The sequence below is a fragment of the Streptomyces sp. NPDC054047 genome, from assembly GCF_055585065.1.
This window is the reverse complement of sequence record NZ_JBVJKV010000012.1, coordinates 72,643-95,900: the sequence shown is the minus strand read 5'-3', so window position 1 is coordinate 95,900 and position 23,258 is coordinate 72,643. Positions and strand designations below refer to the sequence as shown.

The following is a 23,258-nucleotide window of genomic DNA, read 5'->3' as shown; positions in this document are numbered from 1 at the left end:
AAGTCACTCGCGAAACTCTCTCCACAACCTTCACAGGAATGCCCTACTGTGAGGGCGCTGCAACGGGGGATCAAGGCCCAGGCCTCTGACCTGGGTTCTTTCTATGTGGGGGGTCACATACCGTGCGTACGCGCACCATCTCGACCGCGACAGCGCTCGCGGTCCTCTTCAGCTCCGCGGCTCTGGTCGCGGTCACGTCCGGCCAGGCCGCGGCGGACTCGTCGAAGCTCCTGAACGTGAAGTCGGCGGGTGACGTGCTCGTGGACGGGGAGCACCAGCGCGTCTACGTCTCCGACCCCAGGGGCGGCAAGATCGTCGTCACGGACTACACGGGCGCCGTCAAGGCCACCCTGGACGGGCTCCCTGACGTCGAGGGCCTCGCGCTCTCGCCCGACTCCGGCCAGGTGTACGCGGCCGTGGCGGGGCTCAACCGGATCGTCTCCGTGGAGACGTCCTCGTACACGCAGAGCGCGAGCTACGCGCTCGACGGCGCCGAGAAGCCGCGCACCCTGGCGCTGGCGAGCGGCAAGCTGTGGTTCGGCTACGGCCCGGACGCCGGGGGCGGCATCGGCTCGCTCGACCTCTCCGGCACCGAGCCCGTCGTCGCGCTCGGCCAGGACGGTGACGCGAGTTTCTACGCGGCGCCCGAACTCGGCTCCGATCCCGATTCCGGCATCCTCGTCGCCGGTGAGAAGGCGACCAGCAACGACACCCTGACCGTGTACGACGTGTCGGGGCCGAAGCCGGAGCTGAAGGTCTCCAAGTCGGTGGAGGGCAGCTTCTTCGACGACATCGCGGTCTCCCCCGACGGGACCCAGATCGTCACGGCGAGCGGCGCCCCGTACTACCACCCGGTGTACTCCACCAAGGACCTGTCGCCGGTGGGCCGTTACGACTCCGGGGACTACGGCGCGGCCGTGGACATCGCCCCGGACGGCACCGTGGCCGCGGGCACCTCCTCCTGGTACGCGCCCGACGTGCACATCTACCGGCAGGGCAAGTGGTCCAAGGTCCGGGAGTACGAGTTCCCGAACACCGGCAACAGCAGCGGCGCCGACACGCTCGCCGAGGGCGGACTCGCCTGGGCGCCGGACGGCAGCCGCCTCTTCGCGGTCTCCGAGAACAGCGAGGGCGTCTTCTCGCTGCGGGTCCTGACCGAGCCGGGCAAGTCGCTGCCGAAGCTCACGGTCACCGCCCCCACGAAGGCACCCCGCGCCAAGACCCTCACCGTCACCGGCAAGCTCGCCGACACGGCGGCGCCGCTGCCCGCCGGGACCGAACTGACCGTCACGCGCACGGACATCGAGTCCCCCGACGGCAAGGCGCTGTCCAAGGCGAAGACCAAGGCGGACGGTTCCTTCTCGTTCACCGACGTCCCGCCGGCCGGCGGGAACGTGAAGTACAAGGTGGCGTACGCGGGTGACGCCACGCACGCCGCGACCTCCGGTTCGGACACGGTGGACGTCGCGCGGACCGCGACCAAGCTGACGCTGAACAAGAACGGCAACGTCTACGGCTACGGCGCCGACGTCTCCTTCACCGCGCACCTCGGCACCACGTACAAGAACCGCACCGTCGAGATCTGGGCCAACCCCTACGGCGCCGACAAGCCCAACAAGCTGATCAAGAAGGGCGTCGTCAACTCCCGCGGCGACCTGTCGGCCACCGTCGACATGAAGCGCGACACGGACGTCACCGCGGTCTTCGCGGGCGATGCCCGGTACACGTCCAAGAAGGCCACGTCCACGGTGGGCGCCAAGGTGAAGGTCTCCACGTCCGTCTCCAAGCACTACAAGACGGGCAAGATCGGCTCCACGACGTACCACTACTTCCACAAGAACACCGATCCGGTCCTCACGACGTCGATGACGTACTACCAGGGCCGCAAGCACCGCTTCCAGCTGGAGGTGCGCGTGGACGGCAGGTGGCGCTCCGCGGGCGCTTCCGAGTACTTCAAGCTCGGTACGAACGGCAAGTCCGCCGTGCGCCTGGAGGCTCCCGGCGAGTCGGGCATCCGGGCGCGGATGCGCGCCTCGTACATCAACAACTCGTCGGGCGACAACGTGAACTCGACGACGCACGGGTCCTGGAAGTACCTCAACTTCACCCGGTGAAGCACTCGACTTCACCAGGTGAAGCACCTCAGCTTTACCTGGTGAAGCACCTCAGCTTCACCCGGTGACACCGGGGACGCGGTCGGCGACCGCGTCGGGGGCGGGGACGGTGGGTGTGGGCACCACTCCCACCGTCCCGCCCCCGTCCCCGTCCCCCTCCGCCGGGAGCCCCCTCATCAGCGACCAGTAGCCGAGGGCGGCGACCGTCCCGATGACCGCGCAGGTGCCCCAGAGCCACTCGGCTCCGAAGCGGTCGATGACGAAGCCGGACATCAGCGGGGCGACGAGCGCGGCGACGGCCCAGGACAGCGTGTACATGCCCTGGTAGCGGCCCCTGCCGTGCAGCGGTGAGAGCCGTACGACGAGGCCGGTCTGCGTCGGGGCGTTCACGATCTCGGCCAGCGTCCAGACGCACACGGTCAGGGCGAAGACGCCGATGGACCCGGCGAACGCGGTGAGCCCGAAGCCGTAGCCCGCGAGCAGCGCGGAGACGACCAACAGGCGCTGCGGGTCGCGGTGTTCGATGAAGCGCGTGACCGGGATCTGCAGGGCTACGATCAGCACGCCGTTGACGGCGATGGCCATCCCGTAGTCGGCGGGCGTGAACCCGGCCTCTCCCATGGCGACGGGCAGCCCCACGGAGCCCTGCTGGAAGATCAGCGCGACGAGGAAGGAAAGACCCACGACGCCCATGAAACGCCCGTCGCGCAGGACGGCCCCGAGGCCGACGTCAGGCTCGGCGGCCTTCTCCTGGGCGGTGCGCACGGGCCGCGATTCCGGCAGCTTCACGAAGACGACGATCGCGCAGACCAGCGTCATCACGGCTTCGATGAGGAACCCGGCGAGGTAGCTGAACTCGGCGATGAAACCGGCGCCGGTGGAGGAGATGGCGAAGCCGAGGTTGATGGCCCAGTAGTTGAGCGAGAAGGCCCGCACCCGGTCCTCGGGGCGGACGATGTCGGCCATCATCGCCTGGACGGCGGGCCGCGAGGCGTTGCTCGCCATGCCGACGAGGAACGCGACGGCCGCGATGGCCAGCGGGTCCTTCATGAAGCCGAGCAGCGCCACGGACAGGGCGGTGGAGGTCTGGGCGATGAGGAGGGTGGGCCGCCGCCCGAGCCGGTCGGTCATGACACCGGCGCCCAGCGAGGAGACGACACCGCCGAGGCCGTGCAGGGCGGCGACGAGACCGGCGTACGTGGCGGAGTAGCCGCGGTCGAGTGTCAGGTAGAGCGCCATGAAGGTGGCGACGAAGGCACCGAGACGGTTGACGAGGGTGCTGATCCACAGCCACCAGAACGCGCGGGGAAGACCGGAGACGGAGTCCTTGGCGGCGCGTCTCAGGGCGGCGAGTGGCATCGGGGTCCCCCACGGATCAGTCGTACGTACAGAGCGCTCAATGTAAGCGTCGCTAGCGACGAGCGAACATTACGACTCGGCGGTCCGGAAGAGCCAGCGGATTAGCAGAACCCGTCAACTGTCGCCCGTCTCACGCCCGCACTGTCCGGGGTCCGGGCGGACGCGCGGGGCACCCGGGGGTTCGATTACGCTCAGGGGCATGGCCGACGCACCGTACAAGCTGATCCTCCTCCGCCACGGCGAGAGCGAGTGGAACGAGAAGAACCTGTTCACCGGCTGGGTGGACGTGAACCTCACCGCGAAGGGCGAGAAGGAGGCGACGCGCGGCGGCGAGCTGCTCAAGGACGCCGGCCTGCTTCCCGACGTGGTCCACACGTCGCTCCAGAAGCGCGCGATCCGCACCGCGCAGCTCTCCCTGGAGTCCGCCGACCGCCTCTGGATCCCGGTCCACCGCAGCTGGCGCCTGAACGAGCGCCACTACGGAGCCCTGCAGGGCAAGGACAAGGCGCAGACGCTCGCCGAGTTCGGCGAGGAGCAGTTCATGCTCTGGCGCCGCTCGTACGACACCCCGCCGCCGGCGCTGGACCGCGACGCGGAGTACTCGCAGTTCGAGGACCCCCGCTACGCGACGCTCCCGCCGGAGCTGCGCCCTCAGACGGAGTGCCTCAAGGACGTCGTCGTCCGCATGCTCCCGTACTGGTTCGACGGCATCGTCCCGGACCTCCTGACGGGCAAGACGGTCCTGGTCGCGGCCCACGGCAACTCGCTGCGCGCCCTGGTCAAGCACCTGGACGGCATCTCGGACGAGGACATCGCGGGCCTGAACATCCCGACGGGCATCCCGCTGGCGTACGAACTGGACGCGGACTTCAAGCCGCTGAAGCGCGGCGGCACGTACCTCGACCCGGACGCGGCGAAGGCGGCGATCGAGGCGGTCAAGAACCAGGGCAAGAAGAAGTAGCCCGACGCCAGAAGTGACCTGAGCCCCCTGCCCGCGATCTCTCGCGGGTGGGGGGCTTTGTGCCGGGTGGGGGCTGCCGCCCGGGGGCGGTCACGGTTGGCCCACGTCCGAGATGCCCTGTGCGACCTCGCTCACGGCGTCCATGATTCCGTGCCCGAAGGCGGTCGGGGCGATCAGTACCCCGAAGACCAGCACGACGGTCATGGTCAGGCCCGTGTCGAGCCGGGTCCTGGGCTTCACGCGTCTGCGCCACAGCAAGAAGATGACGACAGCCAGCAGAACCGCGAGATCGATCGTCAGCACCACTTGGCGAGTCCCCCCATCAAGCAAGAACGGCCCAGTTCCTCAGTCCTCCTGTGTAGCTCGAACTGTCTGAGGGGTGCACTCAGTTGGACGGGTTTGGCGGCAAAGCACCCGTCTGGGGCCGAATCGGCCGACTTGGTGGGACCACGGCTACAGCGACAGCTCCCTCTGCGCCTCGTACAGATTCCGTGGCCGCACCCTGTCCGTCGTCCCGTAGAGCTCGATCCGGGAGTGCAGGTCTCCGGAGAAGTCCGGTACGTCGGTCTGGTCGAACTCCCGGACCTCGTTGATGCCTACCGTCGCGCTGTACGGGGCCAGGGCGTCGATCTTCATCAGGCCCGCGCGGCCGTTGGTGACGCGGATGTTCCAGTGGGTGAAGCGGGCGCCGAAGAGGGGGCCCGCGCTGGCGTCTCCGCCGTGGCGGCCGTTGTTGTCGACCGTGATGTCCGTGCGGACGTTCGCGAAGGGCATGCCTCGGTGGCTGTCGAACGTGCCCATCTCCATCTCGCCCCGGGACCAGACGTTGTAGGAGGACAGGCCCTCTACGTTGATGCCGTGGAGTTGGGTGCCCGGCGGGGCCGGGGTCGTCCGCTGCGCAATGTGGAAGTCCTCGGTCAGGTTGTCGTGCGAGCCCTCCCGGCAGAAGTACGGGTGGTGCGCGCCCCTGCCCTCCACGCGCGTGCGGCGCAGCGTGCAGGCCGAAGCGCCCACCAGGCCGAAGCCGTTGTCCACGTGCCGGACCACGATGTCGTCCGCCCAGCAGTCGTACGCGCACTGGAACGTGACCCCGTTGTAGCCCTTGTCCAGGAGGTGGGGGGATTGAGGGGTTTCCACTGCTTGCAGGGTCAGGCCTTCGACTCCCGCGCCCATCAGTGCTCTTACGTGCGTCGTCAGGCGCGGGTCCCATTCCTCCCGTACGTCCAAGGGGAGCGGGCGTTCCAGGGTGACCGTGTTCTTCCGTACGGAAGTGACCCTCACCGGCCACTCGTAGGGGACGTACGACGTGAGCTTCGTCTTGTCGTCCCAGGTGTACGCCTCCGGGCCCGATCCCCCGCCCGCCATGTGCTCCAGGAGCGTGTGGTCCGCGTCGTCCGCCAGCCGCAGGAGCACCAGGTCGCCCGGGTGGAGGCGGGAGGTGTCCGTGACCCTCAGGGTGCGGTCGCCGCGTCTGGCGGGGGCGGCCGTCGTGAGGGTTTCCCACTCGTCCCTCTTGTTGCCCGTCCAGCCCTCGAAAGGCCACGCCTTCGCCTTGATGGCCGTCGTCAGCGACTCCCAACGCCGCTGCGGGCAGAGCCAGATGAGGCCGCCGGCCCAGGACCAGCTCGACTTGTCGCCGCCGTAGCGGGAGCCGTAGGGGCCGATCAGTTCCGTGAGGTTCTTCGTCGCGTGGAGGGTGGTGCGAGCGCTGCCCGCCCCACGAAGCACCACGTTGTCGTGGGCTATGCGGATGATGTCGTCGACGCGGTAGTCGCCGGGCGGGACGACGACCGTGCCGCCGCCCCGCGCGCCCGCTTCCGCCAGCGCGCGGTTGATCGCGGGGGCCGCGTCCGTCGTGCCGTCCGGCCTCGCTCCGTAGTCCCTTGCGTTCGCGACCACCTTGCGGCGGGGGAGGCGGCGGATGCCGGAGCGGGCGCCCGCGCGGGCTACATAGGGGATCTGGGGGTGCGTGTACGGGGTCGCCCTGAACTCCCGCCAGAGGGCGGGGGTTTCGCCCCTGCCCGTGTATGCCTGTGCCGTCCCGCCGCTCACCGCGACCGCCGCCACCGCTATCGCGCCGCCCAGTACGCCCCGCCGCGTGGGGTGTTCCCTGCCCATGCCCGCCGCCACCTTCCATGGATGTGAACGCCATTCATGTCTGCGATGGGCGCGAGCATGCCACGGGGCCCCCGTACGGGGAAGATGTCCTACGGGTCCTCTTGAAAGTCCTCTGGCGGAGGCGAGTTCAGCCCTGCGGCTGAGTCAGGTGAGTGAACGCGTCCAGGTTCCGCGTGGACTCCCCGCGCGACACCCGCCACGCGTACTCCTTGCGGATCGCCGACGCGAAACCCAGCTCCAGGAGCGTGTTGAAGGAGCCGTCCGCGTTCTCCAGGACCGAGCCGAGCAGGCGGTCGAGCTCGTCCGGAGTGACCGCCGAGAGCGGGAGCTTGCCGGTGAGGTAGATGTCGCCGAGGGAGTCGATCGCGTAACTCACGCCGTACAGGCGCAGGTTCCGCTCCAGGAGCCAGCGGTGGACCGCGTCGTGGTTCTCGTCGGGGTGGCGGATCACGAACGCCGTCAGGGACAGGGCGTGCTTGCCGAGCTTCACGGAGAGGGTCGTCGAGAGTTTCCGCGTGCCGGGGAGCGTCACCACGTACGAGCCCGGCTCCGGGTTCTCCCACTCCAGGTCCGCCTCTGTCAGCGTCCCCTCGATGACCGCCGCCGCGTCCTTCGCCGCCGCATCCTTCACCGCCGCCTTCGCCGCCTCATCAGCCATGATGCGAGCGTACGCGACGCCTGTGCTCGTGCACCGCTGCCGTGTACACGTCCGCCGTGGCGGACGCGGCCGTGTCCCAGCCGAAGGATTGCGCGTGCTGTGCGGCGGCCTCGCCCATGCGGTCCGCCAGGTGCGGGTTCTCGGCGAAATCGCGCAGCACGCGCGCGTAGTGGGCCGGTTCGTGGCCGTCGATCAGGAAGCCCGTCACCCCGTCGCGTACGGCGACCGGCAGGCCGCCCACCGACGCGGCGAGGACCGGGGTGCCCGCCGCCTGAGCTTCGATGGCCACCAGGCCGAAGGACTCGCTGTACGAGGGCATCACCAGGACCGAGGCCGCCCTGAACCAGTCCGCGAGCTGCTCCTGGCCCACCGGCGGCTGGAAGCGGACCACGTCCGCGATGCCCAGCCTGGCGGCCAGCTTCTGGAGCCCCTCCGGCTTCGCGAGCCCGCTGCCGCTGGGGCCGCCCACCACGGGTACGACGATGTTCGAGCGCAGCTCGGGGCGCTGGTCCAGGAGGACCGCGACCGCGCGCAGCAGGACGTCCGGTGCTTTCAGGGGCTGGATGCGGCCCGCGAAGAGCGGGACGAGCGCGTCCTGCGGAAGGCCGAGGCGGCGGCGGGCCTCAGCGCGGCCGTCGGCGGGGCGGAAGCGGTCGAGGTTCACGCCGGGGTGGACCACGGCGACCTTGCCCGCGTCCGCTTCGTAGTGCCGTACGAGCTCGTCGGCCTCTTCGGAGGTGTTGGCGATCAGCCGGTCGGCCGCCCGCACGATCTGCGTCTCGCCGATCACGCGCGCCGCGGGCTCCGGGGTGTCGCCCGCCGCCAGCGCCGCGTTCTTGACCTTCGCCATGGTGTGCATGGCGTGCACGAGGGGCACGCCCCAGCGCTCGGCGGCCAGCCAGCCGACATGGCCGCTGAGCCAGTAGTGCGAGTGGACCAGGTCGTAGTAGCCGGGGCGGTGGCCGGCCCATGCCTGCATCACGCCGTGCGTGAAGGCGCAGAGCTGGGCGGGCAGCTCCTCCTTCGCCAGGCCTTCGTACGGCCCCGCGTCCACGTGGCGCACCAGGACGCCCGGGGCGAGCTCGACGGCGGGCGGCAGTGCGCCGGTCGTCGAGCGCGTGAAGATCTCGACCTCGATGTTGATCGCCGCGAGGCGCTTGGCCAGCTCCACGATGTAGACGTTCATGCCGCCCGCGTCGCCCGTGCCGGGCTGGTGCAGCGGGGACGTGTGCACGCTGAGCATGGCCACCCGGCGCGGGCGCCGGTGGGTGCCGGGGATGCGGAGTCTGCTGGGCGCCGCTGTCGAGCGACGACTGAGCCTGGACACGTACTGGCTCACGTGGCAGTCCTCCTTGTGCGCGCGCGGGCATGGCTTAAGGGAGGGCGTGCACGGTCCTCCAGAGGGTGAACATCGGAAGGGACGACTCCATTTCCTCTTTGCCAAATCATTACCGGTTCCGGCTCAACCAATGACCTCGCGAGACGCGGCGAGCACCCCTGCCGCCAGGGCGCATACCCTTTCCTCCATGGCCTCCCGCACCCCTTCCCGCCCCGTGGGAACGGTGACGCGCGGGACCACCAACCCCAACCGCCTGCGCCGCATGGACCGCTGGATCGCCGCCACACACGGCGCCGAGCTGCGGCGCTCGGCGGACCCCGTCGCCGTCGACCTCGGCTACGGAGCGGCCCCCTGGACGGCCGTCGAGCTGCTCGTCCGGCTCAGGGCCGCCGCCCCGCACGCGCGCGTGGTCGGCGTCGAGATCGATCCGGCGCGGGTCGCTGCCGCGAAGCCGTACGAGCGGGAGGGGCTCTCCTTCCGGCACGGCGGCTTCGAGGTCCCGCTGCCGGGCAGGCCCACGCTGATCCGGGCCGCGAACGTGCTCCGGCAGTACGACGAGGAACAGGTCGCCGCCGTGTGGGAACAGCTGTGCGGGCGGCTCGCGCCCGGCGGGCTGCTGATGGAGGGGACGTGCGACGAGATCGGGCGGCGGCACGTCTGGGTCGCGCTCGGCCCCGAGGGGCCGCGCACCGTGACCTTCGCGACCCGCCTCGGCTCCCTCGACCGGCCGTCCGACCTCGCCGAGCGGCTGCCCAAGGCGCTGATCCACCGGAACGTGCCGGGCGAGCCGGTGCACGCGTTCCTGCGCGACTTCGACCGGGCCTGGGCCGCCGCGGCGCCCTACGCCTCGTACGGCGCCCGGCAGCGGTGGATCAGGACGGTGCGTGACCTGGCCGCGGACTGGCCTGTCGCGGACCGGTCCGTGCGGTGGCGGCAGGGTGAATTGACGGTGCGATGGGGAGCGTTGGCACCGCGTCAGGCGTGACTCCCCCGCCCCGCACCGCCGTCGCGCAGGGCCCCCGACCTGCGGGGAACGATCTCCGCATGCCGTTCGTCACATGGGGCGGGTGGGGATCGGAGTCGTCGCCGCGCTCTGTCGCATTGCGCGTCGGCATGGCACCATCCCCGGGGCAACCGTAAGTTACTGACGGTAAATCAGCTTTGGGGGAGGCGGACGTGACCGGCAAGCGGAGTTCGACTGTGGCTGGCCTGGCGCTGATCTGCGCGGCAGCGGTGCTGAGCGCACCCGGCGCGGCCTACGCGAGTCCGGCGAAGCCAACGCCCGGCAAGACCAAGTCCCTTGAGGACGTGCGCAAAGAGATCGAGAAGCTCTACCACGACGCGGGCGTCGCCACGGACGCGTACAACGCGGCGGAGGAGAAGAGCGAGAAGCAGTCCAAGCAGATCGTGAAGCTCGCCCGCTCCATCACCAAGGGCCAGCAGAAGCTGGACAAGCTCAAGTCCCGTGCGGGCGCCGCCGCCCGCGCCCAGTACCGCAGCGGCGGGGTCTCCTCCGAGGCCCAGTTGATGCTCAGCGACGACCCGCAGGAGTTCCTGGACGGCGCCGGGCGCATCCGGGAGGGCCACAAGGCCACCAAGGGCATGATGACCGAGATGGAGCGGACGCAGGAAGACCTGCGGATCTACGCCAAGGACGCCACCGCCCAGTGGAAGAAGCTCGAGGCCAACCGCAAGGCGAAGGCCGAGTCGAAGAAGAAGATCAAGAAGAAGATCTCGGCCGCCGAGGAGATGGAGTCCAAGCTCGAGAAGAAGGAGTTGGAGCGGCTCCGGAAGCTCGAGGAGGAGGCCCAGCTCAAGAAGCAGTCGGCGTGGGTGAGTTCGGGCGTCCTGAAGGACATCAAGGGCAAGGCGACCGGACCGGGCAAGAAGGCCGTCGAGTTCGCCACCGCGCAGATCGGCAAGCCGTACGTGTGGGGCGCCGAGGGCCCGTCGTCGTACGACTGCTCCGGCCTCACGTCCAAGGCCTGGGCCGCCGCGGGCAAGGGAATCCCGCGTACGTCGCAGGAGCAGTGGAAGCAGCTGCCGCGCATCGACGTCAAGAACATGCGCCCCGGTGACCTGATCATTTATCACGCGGACGCCAGCCATGTCGGGATGTACGTGGGCGACGGCGCGATCGTGCACGCGCCCCGGCCGGGGCGGGACGTCACCGTCGCGGGCGCGGGGTCGATGAAGATTCTCGGGGTCGTGCGGCCCGACAAGTAGTCGTGCACGTAGTCGTGCGGCGCCCCCACGGAGCCCGTGCCGTGTCGGTGCGGCCCCTGTGCGGTTCCTGAGCTGTGCCTGGGCCGTGCCTGTGCCCTGCCTGTGCCGTGCGTCATGTGACCCACCGCACCCCTCGGCCCGTCTCTCAACCCCTCAGGCGTGATGTTCGTCATCCCGGTGGGGACCTGTCGTGCCCAATTGCGGTCCTTGATGCGGCATATGACGGTGGCTGTTTGCCGCGCGCCATTCCAATCGAGCCTCGGCTAACGCTATGGTCCCCGTCGGTGGAGCGTTCGACCGTCGATCCACCATGCCCTCGGGGGGAGGGAAGGAACCCAAGCCATGCCCGTACCCATACCGCGGCAGAGGGCGATCCCGGCCGCGGAAGGCGGTCAGGCTCACGCTCTGCCGACGCCGATGCCCGCACCTGTGCCGGCGCCCGAACCCGTCCCCGCACCCGTGGGGCCCGTACCGACGTCGAGGGACATGGACCAGCAGGCGAGCGGCCCCGGCCTCAGCCTCCTGGTGATCGAGGACGACCCGGTGGGTTCCCTCAGCGTCCCCCAGATGCTCGACTCCGCGGGCAAGCCCATCAAGGTCCGCACCGCCCGCAACCTCACCGAGGCCGAGCGGCTGCTCACCGACGACGTGCACTGCATCCTGCTCGACCTCGCCATGTCGGGCCCCGCGGCGCCCGACGAGGACGAGGACGAGCTCGCCACGCTCAAGCACGTCCTGCGCCTCGCGCCCCGGCACGCCGTCCTCGCGCTCACCGCGAGCGGCGACACCGAGGGCGGCGCGGAGGCCGTGCGGGTCGGCGCCCAGGACTATCTCTTCCGTGACGAGCTGGACGGACGGCTCCTGAGCCGCGCCATCCGGTACGCCGTGGAGCGCAAGCGCGCGGACGCCGCCCAGCGCCAGCTGACGGAGTCACGGCTGCGGGCCCAGGAGAACGCCCGCCTGGAGCGCGGCCTGCTGCCGACGCCGCTGCTCGACGGCTCCCCGCTGCGGTTCGCCGCGCGCTACCGCCCGGGACGTTCACGGGCACTGCTCGGCGGCGACTTCTACGACACGGTGCGCACCCCCGACGGCTCCGTGCACGTCATGATCGGCGACGTCTGCGGCCACGGCCCGGACGAGGCCGCGCTCGGCGTGGAGCTGCGCATCGCCTGGCGGACGCTGACCTTCGCGGGCCTGTGCGGCGACGAGCTGCTCAGCACTCTTCAGAAGGTCCTGGAGCACGAGCGGGCCGACGACGAGATCTTCGCGACGCTCTGCACGGTCGACATCGCCCCGGACGGCCGCAGGGCCGGGCTCTGCCTGGCCGGTCACCCGTCCCCGCTGATCGCCCGCGACGGCCACCTCGCCGAGCTGCTGCCGTACGAGAACAACGGCCCGGCGCTCGGACTCCTGCCGAACGCACGCTGGCCGCGCCGCCAGGTGGAGCTCGGCGGCAAGTGGAGCCTGATGCTCTACACGGACGGCCTGATCGAGGGCCGCATCGGCCAGGGCAACCAGCGCCTCGGCCAGGAGGGCATGGTGGAGATGGTGCGCCGCCAGATCGCCGCGGGCCTGCGGGGCGACGAACTCCTTGAGGCCGCGGTGAACGAGGTGCGCGAGCTGAACGGCGGCGACCTGACCGATGATGTCGCCGTGCTGCTGCTGGACCGCGACCGCTAGCGTTCCACCGGAGCCGCGGTGACGAGTCCGCGCCCCTGACGGGGCACGGCAGCGGCTAGCGGCCGGGCACGGGCGGCTACGGGCGGCTAACGGCCGCCGTTGTACGGCCCGTACGGACCGTCGCTGCTGGAGCCGCCGCGGCGTCCGCCGCCACCACCGGTGATCTGCCGCAGCGCGGGCCGCACGTCGACCATGTAGACGATGGTCGCGATGAGCCCGATGATCGGCAGGAACGACAGGATGTTGAAGATCAGGTTCACGATGAAGGCGAGCCCGAGGATGATCAGCCAGAACGGCTTGGTCTTCTTGTCGGCGGCGCGATAGGCGTCCTCACGCCGGATGGCCGCGTCGACGAGCGCGAAGCCGCTGAAGACGATCAGCGCCAACGACAGCAGCCACATGAAGTTCGCGAACCCCTGCATCAGCACTACGTCCACCACCAGTCTCGGCTCTTGAGTACGCGGACACCGTACCCGCTACCCGGAGAACGGGCCGGGCACTTCTGGAGTGCCCGGCCCTTCCCCACGGGTTACTTCGTGGACGGCGTGGTCTTCTTCGCCGCCGGCTTGCGGGCGGCCGGGGCCTTCTTGGCGGCGGGCTTCTTCGCCGAGGCAGCGGCCTGCGGCTCGGAGGAGTCCGACGTGCCCGAGTCGGCCGTCGCCGGCTTCTCCTCGGCGTCCGGCTCGACGGCCACGGCCAGCTCGGTGATCTCCTCGGCGGCCTCGCCGCGCCAGGTGCGCACGGCCTGCTCGCCGTGCTCGGCGACCTCTTCGTACTTCTCGCGCGCCTTCACGGCGTACTCGGCGGCGACGCCGACCGAGCTGAGGGCCAGGCCCTGAGCGCTCTCGCCGAGCTTCTTCAGGTCCGTGTCCAGCGTGCCGAGCAGATCGGCGACCTTGGTCTGGATCGTCTCCTGCGCCTCCTTGGCGCGGGCGACGGCCTTGTCCTGGACGGCCTTCGTGTCGGTGTTGCGCACGGCGTCGATCCGGGCCGGCGCCTCGGCGATCAGCTGCTCGATGGCGCCCGGCACCTTCTTCGCCTGCTGGAACGCCAGGTCGGCGGTGCCGACGACGAAGTAGGCGGGGGTCGTGTCGGTGAGGGTGTTGCGCAGGTCGTCCTTGATGGCCATGGTGATGGTCCTCCCGGATTCGCGTTCAGCTTGAGGGATGGTCCTTGGGGTCGGCATCACTGCCGTCGGCCGTGCGGGGGCCGTCAGCGGTGGCGTCCACATCGGCCGCGTACGAGGCTTCGTCGGCGTACGACGCGTCATCCGCGTACCCCGAAACCTCGAAGCCGTTCTCTTTTCTGAACGACTCGTAGATCTGCAACAGAACCTGCTTCTGCCGCTCGTTGATGGAGGGGTCGGCGAGGATGACGGCGCGCGTCTCCAGCTCGTCCCGCTCCTTCTCGTCGAGGATCCCGGCCCGGACATACAGCGTCTCGGCGGAGATCCGCAGCGCCTTGGCCACCTGTTGCAGCACTTCGGCGCTCGGCTTGCGCAGGCCGCGCTCGATCTGGCTCAGATACGGATTGGACACCCCGGCGGCGTCGGCGAGCTGCCTGAGCGAGAGCTGCGCGTTGCGCCGCTGCTCGCGCAGATACTCACCGAGATTGCCGACGTTGAGTGATGCCATGCCTCGATACTGCCTGGCCCTTGCTAACTATTGCAAGCGCCTGCTTGCAAAAGTGCGCTACGCCACTGGACGGCCCTCAACACACCGCTGGACGCGCCGCGTTCGCGGCCGGTCGGTAACGTTCCTCGTGTGCCAGTGTCTCTAGACGACCTCGTCCGGCTGCGCCGCGCCCGTGACCGCATGGACCGGGACTACGCGGAGCCCCTGGACGTCCCCGCGCTCGCGCGGGCCGCCCTCATGTCGCCGGGACACTTCTCGCGCAGCTTCCGCGCCGCCTACGGCGAGACGCCGTACAGCTATCTCATGACCCGCCGGATCGAGCGGGCCAAGGCGCTGCTGCGGCGCGGCGACCTGTCGGTGACGGACGTCTGCATGGAGGTCGGCTGTACGTCGCTCGGCTCCTTCAGCTCGCGGTTCACCGAGCTGGTCGGCGAGAGCCCGAGCGCGTACCGGGCCCGCGACCACAAGGACAGTGCCGTCATCCCGGCCTGCGTCGCCAAGATCTACACCAGGCCGGTCAGGAACGGAGAAGCGAAACCCGACGCCGGTACGTAGCGTCGTACGCATGGAAATCAACCTCGCACAGTGTTTCATCGCCGTCGACGACCACGACAAGGCGCTCGCCTTCTACCGCGACGCGCTCGGTCTCGAAGTGCGCAACGACGTCGGCTACGAAGGCATGCGCTGGGTGACCGTCGCCTCGCCATCGCAGCCGGACGTGGAGATCGTCCTCGAGCCCCCGCTCGCCGACCCGAACGCGTCGGCCGCCGACCGGCAGGCCGTGGCCGAGCTGATGGCCAAGGGCATGCTGCGGGGCGTCATCTTCCGCACCACCGACGTCGACGCCGCCTTCGAGAAGATCCGCGCCGCGGGCGGCGAAGTGCTCCAGGAGCCGATGGACCAGCCGTACGGCGTCCGCGACTGCGCCTTCCGCGACCCGTCCGGGAACATGCTCCGGCTCAACCAGCCGCGCAAGGAGTAACGGGAAGAGGTGCGGGGGCGGCTACACCACCCACTCCCCCTCCCGCATCAGGACCCTGCCGCTCAGCTCGTGCTCGCCGCGCCAGGCCCGCACCGTTCGCGGTGTCACGCGCAGATACAGGAAGGGGCCCTCCTCCTTGCGCGGGTCCCAGCCGAACTTGTCGGTGAACCCGTCCGCGGCGTCCCGCGGGACGTCACGGGCCGGGAAGCACCGGGCCTCGCCCTGCACGAGCACCACGTCAAAGGTGTCAGGCAGCGCGAGGCGCACCCGTGGCTCCCGCCGCGCGTTGCGGGCCGTCGCGGAGTTCGCGCCGGTGCACATCCACAGCGCGAGGCCGTCCCAGCGGAACCACAGGGGCACTTGGTGCGGGCCGTGCTCCGGATGAGCCGTCGACAGCCAGATGTCCCGCTCCCGGTCGAGGCGCTCCAGCGTCTCGCGCCTGCGCTCCGGGCCCCCACGTCGAACGATCTCGGTGTTCCGCATGGACGTCGACCCTAATCAGCGCCCTCGCGACGCACATGGGGCGCTGGTCCTACGCCCGAGGACCGACGCCGGCCCCGAACGCCCGCCGGTAGTCCCCCGGTGACACCCCCACCTGCTTGAGGAAGTGGTGCCGGAGGTTGTTCGCCGTGCCGAGGCCGCTCAGCTCGGCGATCTTGTCGATCGGGGCGGCCGTCGATTCGAGCAGGCTCTGGGCGCGGGCCAGGCGCTGGTTGAGCAGCCACTGGAGCGGGGTCGTGCCGGTGGCCGCCTGGAGCCGCCGGTAGAGGGTGCGCGGGCTCATCGCGGCGCGGCGGGCCAGGTCGTCGACCGTCAGGGGCCGGTCGAGGCGGGCGCGCGCCCAGTCGAGTACGGGGCCAAGACCCTCGTCGTCCGTCGCGGGGACCGAGAGGTCGATGAACTGGGCCTGGCCGCCAGGGCGGTGGGCGGGTACGACCATGCGGCGGGCCAGCTGGTTGGCGACGTGCGCGCCCAGGTCGCGGCGGACCAGATGCAGGCACAGGTCGAGGCCCGCGCTCACGCCCGCGCTGGTCAGTACGTCGCCGTCGTCCACGTACAGGACGGAGTCGTCGACCTCCACCTTCGGGTAGCGCCGGGCGAGCTGGGCGGTGTGCATCCAGTGCGCGGTGGCCCGGCGGCCGTCGAGCAGCCCCGCGTCGGCCAGCGCGAAGGCGCCGGTGCACAGGGAGACCATGCGGGCCCCCTCGTCGTACGCGCGGCGCAGCGCCGGGGCCAGGCCGTCCGGCAGCGGGCGGCCCTCCTCCACGCAGGCGTCCGGCACGGACGTGACGATGACCGTGTCCGCCCCGACGATGTCGTCCAGGCCGTGCGGCGTACGCACGGTCAGGCCGAAGGCGGAGCCCGCCGAGCCCTCACCCTCGTACGCGCTGCACAGCCGGAAGTCGTACCAGTGGTCCGACAGATCCGGCTGCGGCTTCCCGAACACCGTGCAGGGGATGCTCAGCTCGTACAGATCCCACGAGGGGATCGCTATCTCCTCGGTCACGACCAAGGCCACGGAACCAGCGCTCATACGGGGAGACTAGGCCGCCGCGGAGGCCCGGCGGGGCGTGGCAGGAATTTGGTGGGCGCCGTCACCCCTGTCACTGTCCGGGGCCGCGGCGCGCTGCGAGCGTGGTCCCCATGAACGCAGAGAACACCGTCAGCGCAGAGAACACCTCCACCACGGCGAAGACCCCCGTCACCGTCATCGGCCTGGGCAACATGGGCGCCGCCCTCGCCGCCACCCTCCTGGAGAACGGCCACCCCACCACCGTCTGGAACCGTTCCGCCGCCAAGGCCAAGCCCCTCGTCGACCGGGGCGCCCGCCTCGCCGCGACCCCCGAAGAGGCCGTCGCCGCAAGCCCGTTGATCATCGCCTGCGTCCTGGACCACGACGCCCTGCACGCGGTCCTGGACCCCGTCGCCGCATCCCTCACCGGAAAGGCCCTGGTCAACCTCACCTCCAGCTCCCCGGAGCAGGCCGACGAGGCGGCGGCGTGGGCGGCTCCCCTGGGGCTCGGTTATCTCGACGGGGCGATCATGACCACGCCGCCGGGGGTCGGTAACCCGGAGATGATGTTCCTCTACAGCGGCTCGGCCGAGGTCTTCGAAGCGCACCGCACCACCCTCGCCGTGCTGGGCGATCCCCTCTACCTGGGCGCGGAGCCCGGCCGCGCCTCGCTCTACGACGTGGCCCTGCTCGGCCTGATGTGGTCCACGTTCACCGGCTGGCTGCACGGCACGGCCCTGGTCGGCGCGGACGCGACCAAGGCGGCCGACTTCACGCCCGTGGCCATCCGCTGGATGACGCACGCGGTCGCCGGATTCATGGCGGCCTACGCGCCCCAGGTGGACGCCGGGCGCTATCCGGGCGACGACGCCACCGTCGACGTACAGATCACGGCGATCGGACACCTCATCCACGCGGCGGCCGACCGCGGTGTGGACAACGCGCTGCCGGAACTCCTGAAGGCCACCATGGAGCGGACGAGCGCCGCCGGGCACGGCTCCGACAGCTATGCGAGCGTGATCGAGGTTCTCCGAGGGGGCGGACGGGACAGCATGCGAGTGTGACCATTCGGCAACAATGGGGCGGAGAACCGTGCGGTCTGGCGCATGATGAAGATTCATCACGTCCTGGTTTCATGGGTCTTGGGGGGAGCGTATGAACAAGCCGCTGCGCCACATAGCCGTCTTCTGCGGCGTGCTCACGCTCGCCCTGCTGCTGCGCGCGACCTGGGTGCAGTTCGCCGAGGGCGAGTCCCTGGCCAAGCACGAGAAGAACCGGCGCGTCCAGATCGAGGCCTTCTCGCACCCCCGTGGCGACATCATCGTCGGCGGCAAGCCGATCACCGGCTCCAAGGAAGTCAAGGGGACGGACTTCAAGTACCAGCGGGTCTTCAAGAGCGGCCCCATGTACGCGCCGATCACCGGCTACTTCTCGCAGGCCCAGGGCGCGACCTTCCTGGAGGGCGTCGAGAACGACGTGCTCAGCGGCGACGACGACCGCCTCTTCATCCGCCGCACCCTGGACATGCTGACCGGCGAGAAGCGCCAGGGCGGCGACGTCATCACGACCATCAACCCCAAGGCCCAAAAGGCGGCCTACCAGGGCCTGGTGGACCTCAACGCCCGGGGCGCGGTCGTCGCGCTCGACCCGCGCTCCGGGAAGGTCCTCGCGATGGCGAGCACCCCCTCGTACGACCCCTCCGTCTTCGCCGGGATCTCGCAGAAGGAGGGCAAGGAGTTCACGCGGCTCAGCAAGAACAAGGACAAGCCCCTCTCCAACCGCGCGCTCCGCGAGATCTATCCCCCCGGCTCCACCTTCAAGATCCTCACGGCGGCGGCGGCCCTGGAGCACGGCGTGATCGACGACATCGACGAGAAGACCGGCGCCAAGGCCCCCTACAAACTGCCGCTCAGCTCCACCACGATCGGCAACGACGTGCCGGGCGCCCCCTGCGACAAGGCCTCGCTGAAGGTCGGCATGCAGTGGTCGTGCAACAACGTCTTCCTCGACACCGCGCTCAAGGTCGGCGACGACGACATGCGCGAGACGGCGGAGAAGTTCGGCTTCAACAAGCAGCAGTTCATCCCCGTGCGCTCCTCCGCGAGCAGCTACCCGGACGACCTCGACAAGCCGCAGACCGCCCTGACCGGCATGGGCCAGGGCAGCCTGACCAGCACGCCGCTACAGATGGCGATGGTCGCCGCGGGCCTGGCCAACGACGGCAAGCTGATGAAGCCGTACATGGTCGAGGAGCTGCGCGGCCCCGACCTCTCGACGATCGAGAAGGGCAAGCCGCAGGAGCTCAGCCAGGCCGTCTCCGAGGACACCGCGGGCAAGGTGCAGGAGATGATGGAGCACACCGTCGAGGAGGGCACGGCGAACAAGGCGCGGATCGACGGCGTCACGGTCGGCGGCAAGACGGGCACCGCCCAGCACGGCTCGAACGTCAACGACGAGCGGCCGTACGCCTGGTTCGTCTCGTACGCCAAGCAGGACGACGGCTCCTCGCCCGTCGCGGTCGCCGTGTTCGTCGACCCGAAGGACATGGACATCCCGCGCTCGGAGATCGCGGGCGGCAAGCTCGGGGCGCCGATCGCGAAGGCGGTCATGGAAGCCGTCCTGAACGACTGAGCCGTCCCGTCAGCCCTCCAGGAGCTGCCCCGCCAGCCGCTCGATGCGGGCGTGCCAGGCGGCGAGCGCCTCGTCCGTGGCGTCCGCGCCGTCGAAGGGACCGGTCTGCGTCAGGACGAGCCGAGTCCCATAGCCCGTCCCCTCACCGAACTCCCAGCGCACCTCGCCCTTGGGATGCACGGCGTACGTCAGTGAATCCGGGGCCCGCAGCGCGGTGACGGGCCCCGCCGAGACGCCGTCCGCGAGGAACCCGTCGGGCGCGGTGTCGCCCTCCAACGGCACCTCCCCCGCACACAGTTCGGCCCACACGGCGTCCGCGGACCGCACCAGCTGCCGCTCGAAACGGATGCCGTCGTCGGTCACCTGCCCGTGCCCCAGGTCGAACTGCTCCAGATACGCCTCGTGCAGCTCGCCCGCGTCCCGGCTCACCTCGGCCTGCCCGCCGTCGAGGAACTGGCCGAGCGCCGAGATGCACAGCTGCCAGCCGGCGGCGAAGCTCGGGGCGCCGAAGCGGTCGCCGAAGGTGTGGACGAGGGTGAGCAGCGACCCTGCCGCGTCAGGACCGTCCGGGGTGATCTCCCAGCGCAGGTGGTCGTCACCCCAGCTGAAGGCGAAGAGACGCGGCTCGTCGGCATCGGTGACCTCGCCGGTCATGCCGGGCCCCTCGTCACCGGGGAAGTGGAAGCCCATCGCGCCGCCGGGCCGCAGCTCCACCGTCACCTCGGAGGGGAACCACTGGGCGAGATGCTCGGGCTGCGTGATCGCGGCCCAGACCTTGGCGGGCGGGTGCGCGAGGCGGCGCTCCATCCGCAGGACGTTCCGGCCGCCGTCCGCGGGGATGAGGGTGTCGGTGTGCGGATTCATGAGGAGTCACCGTCCATGACGTCGAGGTGCCGTTCGAGTGCGTCGATCCTGCCCGTCCAGAGGTGCCGGTAGTGCGCGAGCCACGCGTCGAGCTCGGCGAGGGGCTCGGGCCGCAGTTCGTACCAGCGGCGCTGCGCGTCCTGCCGCACCCGCACGAGCCCCGCGTCGCGCAGGACCCGCAGATGCTTGGACGTGCCGGGCTGGCTCAGACCGAGCCGCTCGGTGAGCTCGCCGACCAGATGGGGCCGCTCAAGGAGCAGATCGAGGATCTTCCGGCGGCTCGGCTCGGCCAGGACATCGAACGGTATGGGCATGCAACGAACATACCTCCGTGGCTATATAACCACAACGGCATGCACAAGCCGGCGCCTCACACCTCCCACGGCAACGCCCTGCTGTGCAGCACATCCAGCCGGGAGACCGCCCTGGTCAGGACCACGTACAGCCGGTGCGCCCCGCGGCTCTCCGCCTCCACGATGGCGGCGGGCTCGACGGCCACGACATGGTCGTACTCCAGACCCTTCGCCACGGACGCGGACAGCACCGTCACACGCGCACCCAGATCATCGGGCCCCGCGCACTCGACGCCCGCCGCACCAAGGACCTCGCGCAGCAGGTCGACATCGGCATCGGCGGCGATGACACCGACCGAGCCCTCACGAAGGAGCGCGGCACGCACCGCTTCCACGGTCGCGGCACCCAAGTCCGGCACCTCCCGAATCCTCAACTCACCGTCCGTACGCAGCGACCGAGCGGGCGGTACGTCGACGTCGAGCGAGGCGAGGACACGGTTGGCGAGCCCCACGACCGCCTTCGGAACACGGAACCCGACGGTCAACGGCGTGACCGACGCATCGGGTTTCCCCAGATGCCCGAGCAGTTCGGGCCAGCCGCGGGCGGCCCACGGGGTGGTGCCCTGGGCGAGGTCGCCGAGGACGGTGAGCGAGCCGAAGTCCGCGCGGCGGGCGATCACACGGGCCTCCATCGGGGAGAGGTCCTGGGCCTCGTCGACGACGATGTGCCCATACCCCTCCGGCCGTTCGAGCAGCCCGGCGATCTCGTCGAGCAGGACGAGATCGGCGGCGGACCACTTGGCCGACTTGTACGAGCGCGGCGGCTTCCCCCACCGGACGGCCCGCTGCTCATCGGCGCCGAGAACGCCGTCCGCGGCAGCGGCCAGCGCATCCGCGTCCCCGAGCAGGGCGGCGAGCACCTCCTCCGGCCTGACCCGCGGCCAGGCCTCGTCGACGAAGGCGGAGACGGAACGGGCCCGGGAGATCTTCTGCAGCCAGGCGTTGTTCACGGCGCCCGCGCGACGCTCGGCCTGCTCCTGGATGTGCCGGACGGCACGCGTACGCACCCGCTCGCGCCCGACGTCGTACGGAGGTTCCTCCGCCCGCACGTCCGCGACGATCCGCTCCAGTTCGCCGAGCGAGACCCGCCAGGTGTACGAACCGTCGGGCACCGCAATGGAGTTGGTGGGCACGGCGACACGCGAGTAGAGAGCGCGCCGCAGGACGACGGCCATCCGGGCATCATGCTTCACGCCCGCCGCGACAGCGCCGTCCTGGGCCCGCACGGGGGCGGTGGCCCTGGCGATCTCGTCCCCGACGGTGGACTGACGCACGCCGGTCTCGCCGAGCGAGGGAAGCACCTCGGCGATGTAGCGGAGGAAGGTGCGGTTGGGCCCGAGGATGAGAAGCCCGGCGCGCTGCACGCGCTGCGGGTGGGTGTACAGGAGATAGGCGGCACGGTGCAGCCCGACGGCGGTCTTGCCGGTGCCGGGGGCGCCCTGGACACAGACGGAGGCAGCGAGTTCACCACGGACGAGGTCGTCCTGCTCGGGCTGGATGGTGGCGGCGATGTCACGCATGGGGCCGACGCGGGGCCGCTCGATCTCCCCGGCGAGGATGCGACTGCCGCCGGCGGGCGCCACGGCCGCCTCGCCGGCCAGCGGCTCGTCCTCCAGCCCGGTGAGATCGGCGGACGCCCCCTTGCTGCCGGGCGCCCAGCCGAAGCGGCGACGCACGGCGACGCCTTGGGAGTCGCGGGCTCCGGCCTGGTAGAAGGCGCGGGACACGGGGGCGCGCCAGTCCACGACCAGAGGCGGGGCCGATGGCTGCTCAGTGATCCGAAGGCGGCCGATGTGATAGCTCTGCCCACGGTGATCACCGGCTTCCACCCCATCGTCGGCGAAGTCGAGCCGACCGAAGAACAGAGGCGCTTCAGGCAGCTCACGCATCGCTTTGGCATGACTGCGGAACTGATAACCGAGGACTTCGGCATCGGCACCGGACGCCGAGACGTCCGATCCCCTGACGACTTGCTCCTCTGCCCCCTCGACCATGCCGACGAGGGCGGCACGACAGCTGTCGTGATAGCGGCGTTCTTCATCCAGAGCTCGATCGAGTGGCGTCATACGACCCAGAATAATGTAACCGAGTTAAATTTATTACCGAGTATCACCCGTGCGATAGGCTCCGGCCATGGCAGACCCCGAAGCAAGCACGGACACCGTTAACAGCCCAGGCCTGCGCGAGCGCAAGAGGCAACGGATGTACGAGGCGGTCTCCGACATCGCGATCGCGCTCTTCCTGGAGAAGGGCTTCGAGAAGGTGCCGGTGGCAGAGGTGGCGGCAGCCGCCGACATCTCGAAGCCGACCCTGTTCCGGTACTTCCCGACCAAGGAGGACCTCGTACTCCACCGCTTCGCGGACCACGTGGACGAGGCGGCCCGGGTAGTCTCCACACGCCCCGCAAAACGCACCCCCCTGGACGCCCTCCAGCGCAACTTCCTCGACGGCCTGGAACGCCAGGACCCGGTGACGGGCCTGTGCGACAACGTCCACGTACTCGCCTTCCACCGCCTCCTGTACGGAACGCCATCGCTGGTGGCACGCCTGTACGCGTACCAGGAGCGATCGGAGGCATCACTGGGCGAGGCACTGGGCAAAGCAACCAACACCAACACACTCGCCGCACGCCTGGCCGCAGGCCAGATCATCGCCGTACAACGCATCCTCGCCCTGGAGAACTGGCGCAGGATCGACGCGGGCGAGACCGCGAAGGCGGTATGGCCGGACGCGGTGGCATCGGCGAACCGGGCATTCGGGCAACTGCGTTCGGGCTTGACGACGTACGCGTAAGGGACGGGCCAAGCCTCGGCCACGAGAGTCCGG

The 23,258-nt window shown here is 70.1% G+C and carries 23 protein-coding genes; 10 read left to right on the top strand and 13 right to left on the bottom strand.

Translation table 11 applies throughout. The annotated features are described in order from the left end of the window. The first annotated feature begins 122 nt into the window (after positions 1-122). Positions 123-2,114: an Ig-like domain repeat protein gene (locus tag ACZ6ZP_RS34450; RefSeq protein ID WP_469409718.1), complete on the top strand. Its 1,992-nt coding sequence runs from the start codon at positions 123-125 to the stop codon at positions 2,112-2,114. 57 nt (positions 2,115-2,171) lie between these two features. On the opposite strand, the gene ACZ6ZP_RS34445 is transcribed toward ACZ6ZP_RS34450, so the two are convergent. Next, complete coding sequence (locus ACZ6ZP_RS34445; protein ID WP_469409716.1) at positions 2,172-3,473, bottom strand: MDR family MFS transporter; 1,302 nt, start codon at positions 3,471-3,473, stop codon at positions 2,172-2,174. Between the two features lie 199 nt (positions 3,474-3,672). Here ACZ6ZP_RS34445 and ACZ6ZP_RS34440 point away from each other — a divergent pair, with 199 nt between their 5' ends. Next, positions 3,673-4,434: a phosphoglyceromutase gene (locus tag ACZ6ZP_RS34440; protein ID WP_351168472.1), complete on the top strand. Its 762-nt coding sequence runs from the start codon at positions 3,673-3,675 to the stop codon at positions 4,432-4,434. Positions 4,435-4,524: 90 nt separating this feature from the next. On the opposite strand, the gene ACZ6ZP_RS34435 is transcribed toward ACZ6ZP_RS34440, so the two are convergent. From ACZ6ZP_RS34435 to mshA, 4 genes are all read right to left on the bottom strand, one after another. Beyond that, positions 4,525-4,740 carry a hypothetical protein gene (locus ACZ6ZP_RS34435; protein ID WP_351168470.1) on the bottom strand — a complete coding sequence of 72 codons (216 nt, stop codon included), beginning with the start codon at positions 4,738-4,740 and terminating at the stop codon, positions 4,525-4,527. A 147-nt stretch (positions 4,741-4,887) separates the two neighbouring features. Then, a complete protein-coding gene (locus ACZ6ZP_RS34430) occupies positions 4,888-6,552 on the bottom strand; it encodes a glycoside hydrolase family 55 protein (protein WP_469409713.1) in 1,665 nt (554 codons plus the stop codon). A 127-nt stretch (positions 6,553-6,679) separates the two neighbouring features. Continuing rightward, positions 6,680-7,210 (bottom strand): type III secretion system chaperone family protein, encoded by a 531-nt coding sequence (locus ACZ6ZP_RS34425; RefSeq protein WP_351168467.1) that lies wholly within the window; start codon positions 7,208-7,210, stop codon positions 6,680-6,682. Further along, the gene (gene mshA / locus ACZ6ZP_RS34420) at positions 7,203-8,549 is read right to left on the bottom strand and encodes a D-inositol-3-phosphate glycosyltransferase (RefSeq protein ID WP_351168465.1); all 1,347 of its coding nucleotides are present in this window, start codon (positions 8,547-8,549) and stop codon (positions 7,203-7,205) included. Before mshA ends, ACZ6ZP_RS34425 begins: the two co-directional genes overlap by 8 nt. A gap of 187 nt (positions 8,550-8,736) precedes the next feature. Here mshA and ACZ6ZP_RS34415 point away from each other — a divergent pair, with 187 nt between their 5' ends. From ACZ6ZP_RS34415 to ACZ6ZP_RS34405, 3 genes are all read left to right on the top strand, one after another. Next, the gene (locus ACZ6ZP_RS34415; RefSeq protein WP_469409709.1) at positions 8,737-9,534 is read left to right on the top strand and encodes a class I SAM-dependent methyltransferase; all 798 of its coding nucleotides are present in this window, start codon (positions 8,737-8,739) and stop codon (positions 9,532-9,534) included. 215 nt (positions 9,535-9,749) lie between these two features. Beyond that, a complete protein-coding gene (locus ACZ6ZP_RS34410) occupies positions 9,750-10,775 on the top strand; it encodes a C40 family peptidase (RefSeq protein ID WP_361467242.1) in 1,026 nt (341 codons plus the stop codon). A 342-nt stretch (positions 10,776-11,117) separates the two neighbouring features. Next, positions 11,118-12,455, top strand: a complete 1,338-nt coding sequence (locus ACZ6ZP_RS34405) for a PP2C family protein-serine/threonine phosphatase (protein WP_351168459.1) — start codon at positions 11,118-11,120, stop codon at positions 12,453-12,455. A gap of 86 nt (positions 12,456-12,541) precedes the next feature. On the opposite strand, the gene ACZ6ZP_RS34400 is transcribed toward ACZ6ZP_RS34405, so the two are convergent. The 3 genes from ACZ6ZP_RS34400 to ACZ6ZP_RS34390 form a co-directional block, all read right to left on the bottom strand. Further along, entirely contained in the window at positions 12,542-12,895 is a 354-nt protein-coding gene (locus tag ACZ6ZP_RS34400; protein WP_351168457.1) for a DUF2516 family protein, read from the bottom strand. An 89-nt stretch (positions 12,896-12,984) separates the two neighbouring features. Next, on the bottom strand, positions 12,985-13,584 hold the full coding sequence (locus tag ACZ6ZP_RS34395) for a hypothetical protein (protein ID WP_351168455.1): 600 nt from the start codon (positions 13,582-13,584) through the stop codon (positions 12,985-12,987). A gap of 25 nt (positions 13,585-13,609) precedes the next feature. Next, positions 13,610-14,089 (bottom strand): helix-turn-helix domain-containing protein, encoded by a 480-nt coding sequence (locus ACZ6ZP_RS34390; RefSeq protein ID WP_351168453.1) that lies wholly within the window; start codon positions 14,087-14,089, stop codon positions 13,610-13,612. Between the two features lie 135 nt (positions 14,090-14,224). On the opposite strand from ACZ6ZP_RS34390, the gene ACZ6ZP_RS34385 reads away from it, so the two are divergent. Both ACZ6ZP_RS34385 and ACZ6ZP_RS34380 read left to right on the top strand, forming a co-directional pair. Beyond that, the gene (locus tag ACZ6ZP_RS34385) at positions 14,225-14,644 is read left to right on the top strand and encodes a helix-turn-helix transcriptional regulator (RefSeq protein WP_351168618.1); all 420 of its coding nucleotides are present in this window, start codon (positions 14,225-14,227) and stop codon (positions 14,642-14,644) included. Between the two features lie 10 nt (positions 14,645-14,654). Further along, a complete protein-coding gene (locus ACZ6ZP_RS34380) occupies positions 14,655-15,071 on the top strand; it encodes a VOC family protein (RefSeq protein ID WP_351168451.1) in 417 nt (138 codons plus the stop codon). Between the two features lie 21 nt (positions 15,072-15,092). Here the strand turns inward: ACZ6ZP_RS34380 and ACZ6ZP_RS34375 are convergent, their stop codons facing one another. Continuing rightward, complete coding sequence (locus ACZ6ZP_RS34375; RefSeq protein ID WP_361467246.1) at positions 15,093-15,554, bottom strand: pyridoxamine 5'-phosphate oxidase family protein; 462 nt, start codon at positions 15,552-15,554, stop codon at positions 15,093-15,095. Between the two features lie 49 nt (positions 15,555-15,603). After that, positions 15,604-16,584 carry a GlxA family transcriptional regulator gene (locus ACZ6ZP_RS34370; protein WP_454429298.1) on the bottom strand — a complete coding sequence of 327 codons (981 nt, stop codon included), beginning with the start codon at positions 16,582-16,584 and terminating at the stop codon, positions 15,604-15,606. 131 nt (positions 16,585-16,715) lie between these two features. Here ACZ6ZP_RS34370 and ACZ6ZP_RS34365 point away from each other — a divergent pair, with 131 nt between their 5' ends. After that, positions 16,716-17,648 (top strand): NAD(P)-dependent oxidoreductase, encoded by a 933-nt coding sequence (locus ACZ6ZP_RS34365; protein WP_399974517.1) that lies wholly within the window; start codon positions 16,716-16,718, stop codon positions 17,646-17,648. A 91-nt stretch (positions 17,649-17,739) separates the two neighbouring features. Beyond that, positions 17,740-19,215, top strand: coding sequence for a peptidoglycan D,D-transpeptidase FtsI family protein (locus tag ACZ6ZP_RS34360; protein ID WP_351168443.1), 1,476 nt, complete (start codon positions 17,740-17,742; stop codon positions 19,213-19,215). A 9-nt stretch (positions 19,216-19,224) separates the two neighbouring features. Here the strand turns inward: ACZ6ZP_RS34360 and ACZ6ZP_RS34355 are convergent, their stop codons facing one another. From ACZ6ZP_RS34355 to ACZ6ZP_RS34345, 3 genes are read right to left on the bottom strand one after another with little or no spacing between them, the layout of a single operon-like run. Further along, positions 19,225-20,079 (bottom strand): SRPBCC family protein, encoded by an 855-nt coding sequence (locus ACZ6ZP_RS34355; protein WP_469409704.1) that lies wholly within the window; start codon positions 20,077-20,079, stop codon positions 19,225-19,227. Next, positions 20,076-20,393, bottom strand: coding sequence for an ArsR/SmtB family transcription factor (locus tag ACZ6ZP_RS34350; protein WP_351168439.1), 318 nt, complete (start codon positions 20,391-20,393; stop codon positions 20,076-20,078). The genes ACZ6ZP_RS34355 and ACZ6ZP_RS34350 overlap by 4 nt, the downstream gene beginning before the upstream one ends. Before the next feature lie 56 nt (positions 20,394-20,449). Then, positions 20,450-22,498, bottom strand: coding sequence for a HelD family protein (locus tag ACZ6ZP_RS34345; protein ID WP_469409701.1), 2,049 nt, complete (start codon positions 22,496-22,498; stop codon positions 20,450-20,452). Positions 22,499-22,565: 67 nt separating this feature from the next. Here ACZ6ZP_RS34345 and ACZ6ZP_RS34340 point away from each other — a divergent pair, with 67 nt between their 5' ends. Then, a complete protein-coding gene (locus tag ACZ6ZP_RS34340; RefSeq protein ID WP_469409698.1) occupies positions 22,566-23,225 on the top strand; it encodes a TetR/AcrR family transcriptional regulator in 660 nt (219 codons plus the stop codon). The last annotated feature ends 33 nt before the right edge of the window (positions 23,226-23,258 follow it).

Coding starts and splice junctions, on each gene's coding strand:
- ACZ6ZP_RS34445 (WP_469409716.1), bottom strand. CDS start 3,473: ATGCCACTCGCCGCCCTGAGACGCGCCGCCAAGGACTCCGTCTCCGGT.
- ACZ6ZP_RS34440 (WP_351168472.1), top strand. CDS start 3,673: ATGGCCGACGCACCGTACAAGCTGATCCTCCTCCGCCACGGCGAGAGC.
- ACZ6ZP_RS34430 (WP_469409713.1), bottom strand. CDS start 6,552: ATGGGCAGGGAACACCCCACGCGGCGGGGCGTACTGGGCGGCGCGATA.
- ACZ6ZP_RS34425 (WP_351168467.1), bottom strand. CDS start 7,210: ATGGCTGATGAGGCGGCGAAGGCGGCGGTGAAGGATGCGGCGGCGAAG.
- ACZ6ZP_RS34415 (WP_469409709.1), top strand. CDS start 8,737: ATGGCCTCCCGCACCCCTTCCCGCCCCGTGGGAACGGTGACGCGCGGG.
- ACZ6ZP_RS34405 (WP_351168459.1), top strand. CDS start 11,118: ATGCCCGTACCCATACCGCGGCAGAGGGCGATCCCGGCCGCGGAAGGC.
- ACZ6ZP_RS34395 (WP_351168455.1), bottom strand. CDS start 13,584: ATGGCCATCAAGGACGACCTGCGCAACACCCTCACCGACACGACCCCC.
- ACZ6ZP_RS34390 (WP_351168453.1), bottom strand. CDS start 14,089: ATGGCATCACTCAACGTCGGCAATCTCGGTGAGTATCTGCGCGAGCAG.
- ACZ6ZP_RS34380 (WP_351168451.1), top strand. CDS start 14,655: ATGGAAATCAACCTCGCACAGTGTTTCATCGCCGTCGACGACCACGAC.
- ACZ6ZP_RS34375 (WP_361467246.1), bottom strand. CDS start 15,554: ATGCGGAACACCGAGATCGTTCGACGTGGGGGCCCGGAGCGCAGGCGC.
- ACZ6ZP_RS34365 (WP_399974517.1), top strand. CDS start 16,716: ATGAACGCAGAGAACACCGTCAGCGCAGAGAACACCTCCACCACGGCG.
- ACZ6ZP_RS34360 (WP_351168443.1), top strand. CDS start 17,740: ATGAACAAGCCGCTGCGCCACATAGCCGTCTTCTGCGGCGTGCTCACG.
- ACZ6ZP_RS34355 (WP_469409704.1), bottom strand. CDS start 20,079: ATGAATCCGCACACCGACACCCTCATCCCCGCGGACGGCGGCCGGAAC.
- ACZ6ZP_RS34350 (WP_351168439.1), bottom strand. CDS start 20,393: ATGCCCATACCGTTCGATGTCCTGGCCGAGCCGAGCCGCCGGAAGATC.
- ACZ6ZP_RS34345 (WP_469409701.1), bottom strand. CDS start 22,498: ATGACGCCACTCGATCGAGCTCTGGATGAAGAACGCCGCTATCACGAC.
- ACZ6ZP_RS34340 (WP_469409698.1), top strand. CDS start 22,566: ATGGCAGACCCCGAAGCAAGCACGGACACCGTTAACAGCCCAGGCCTG.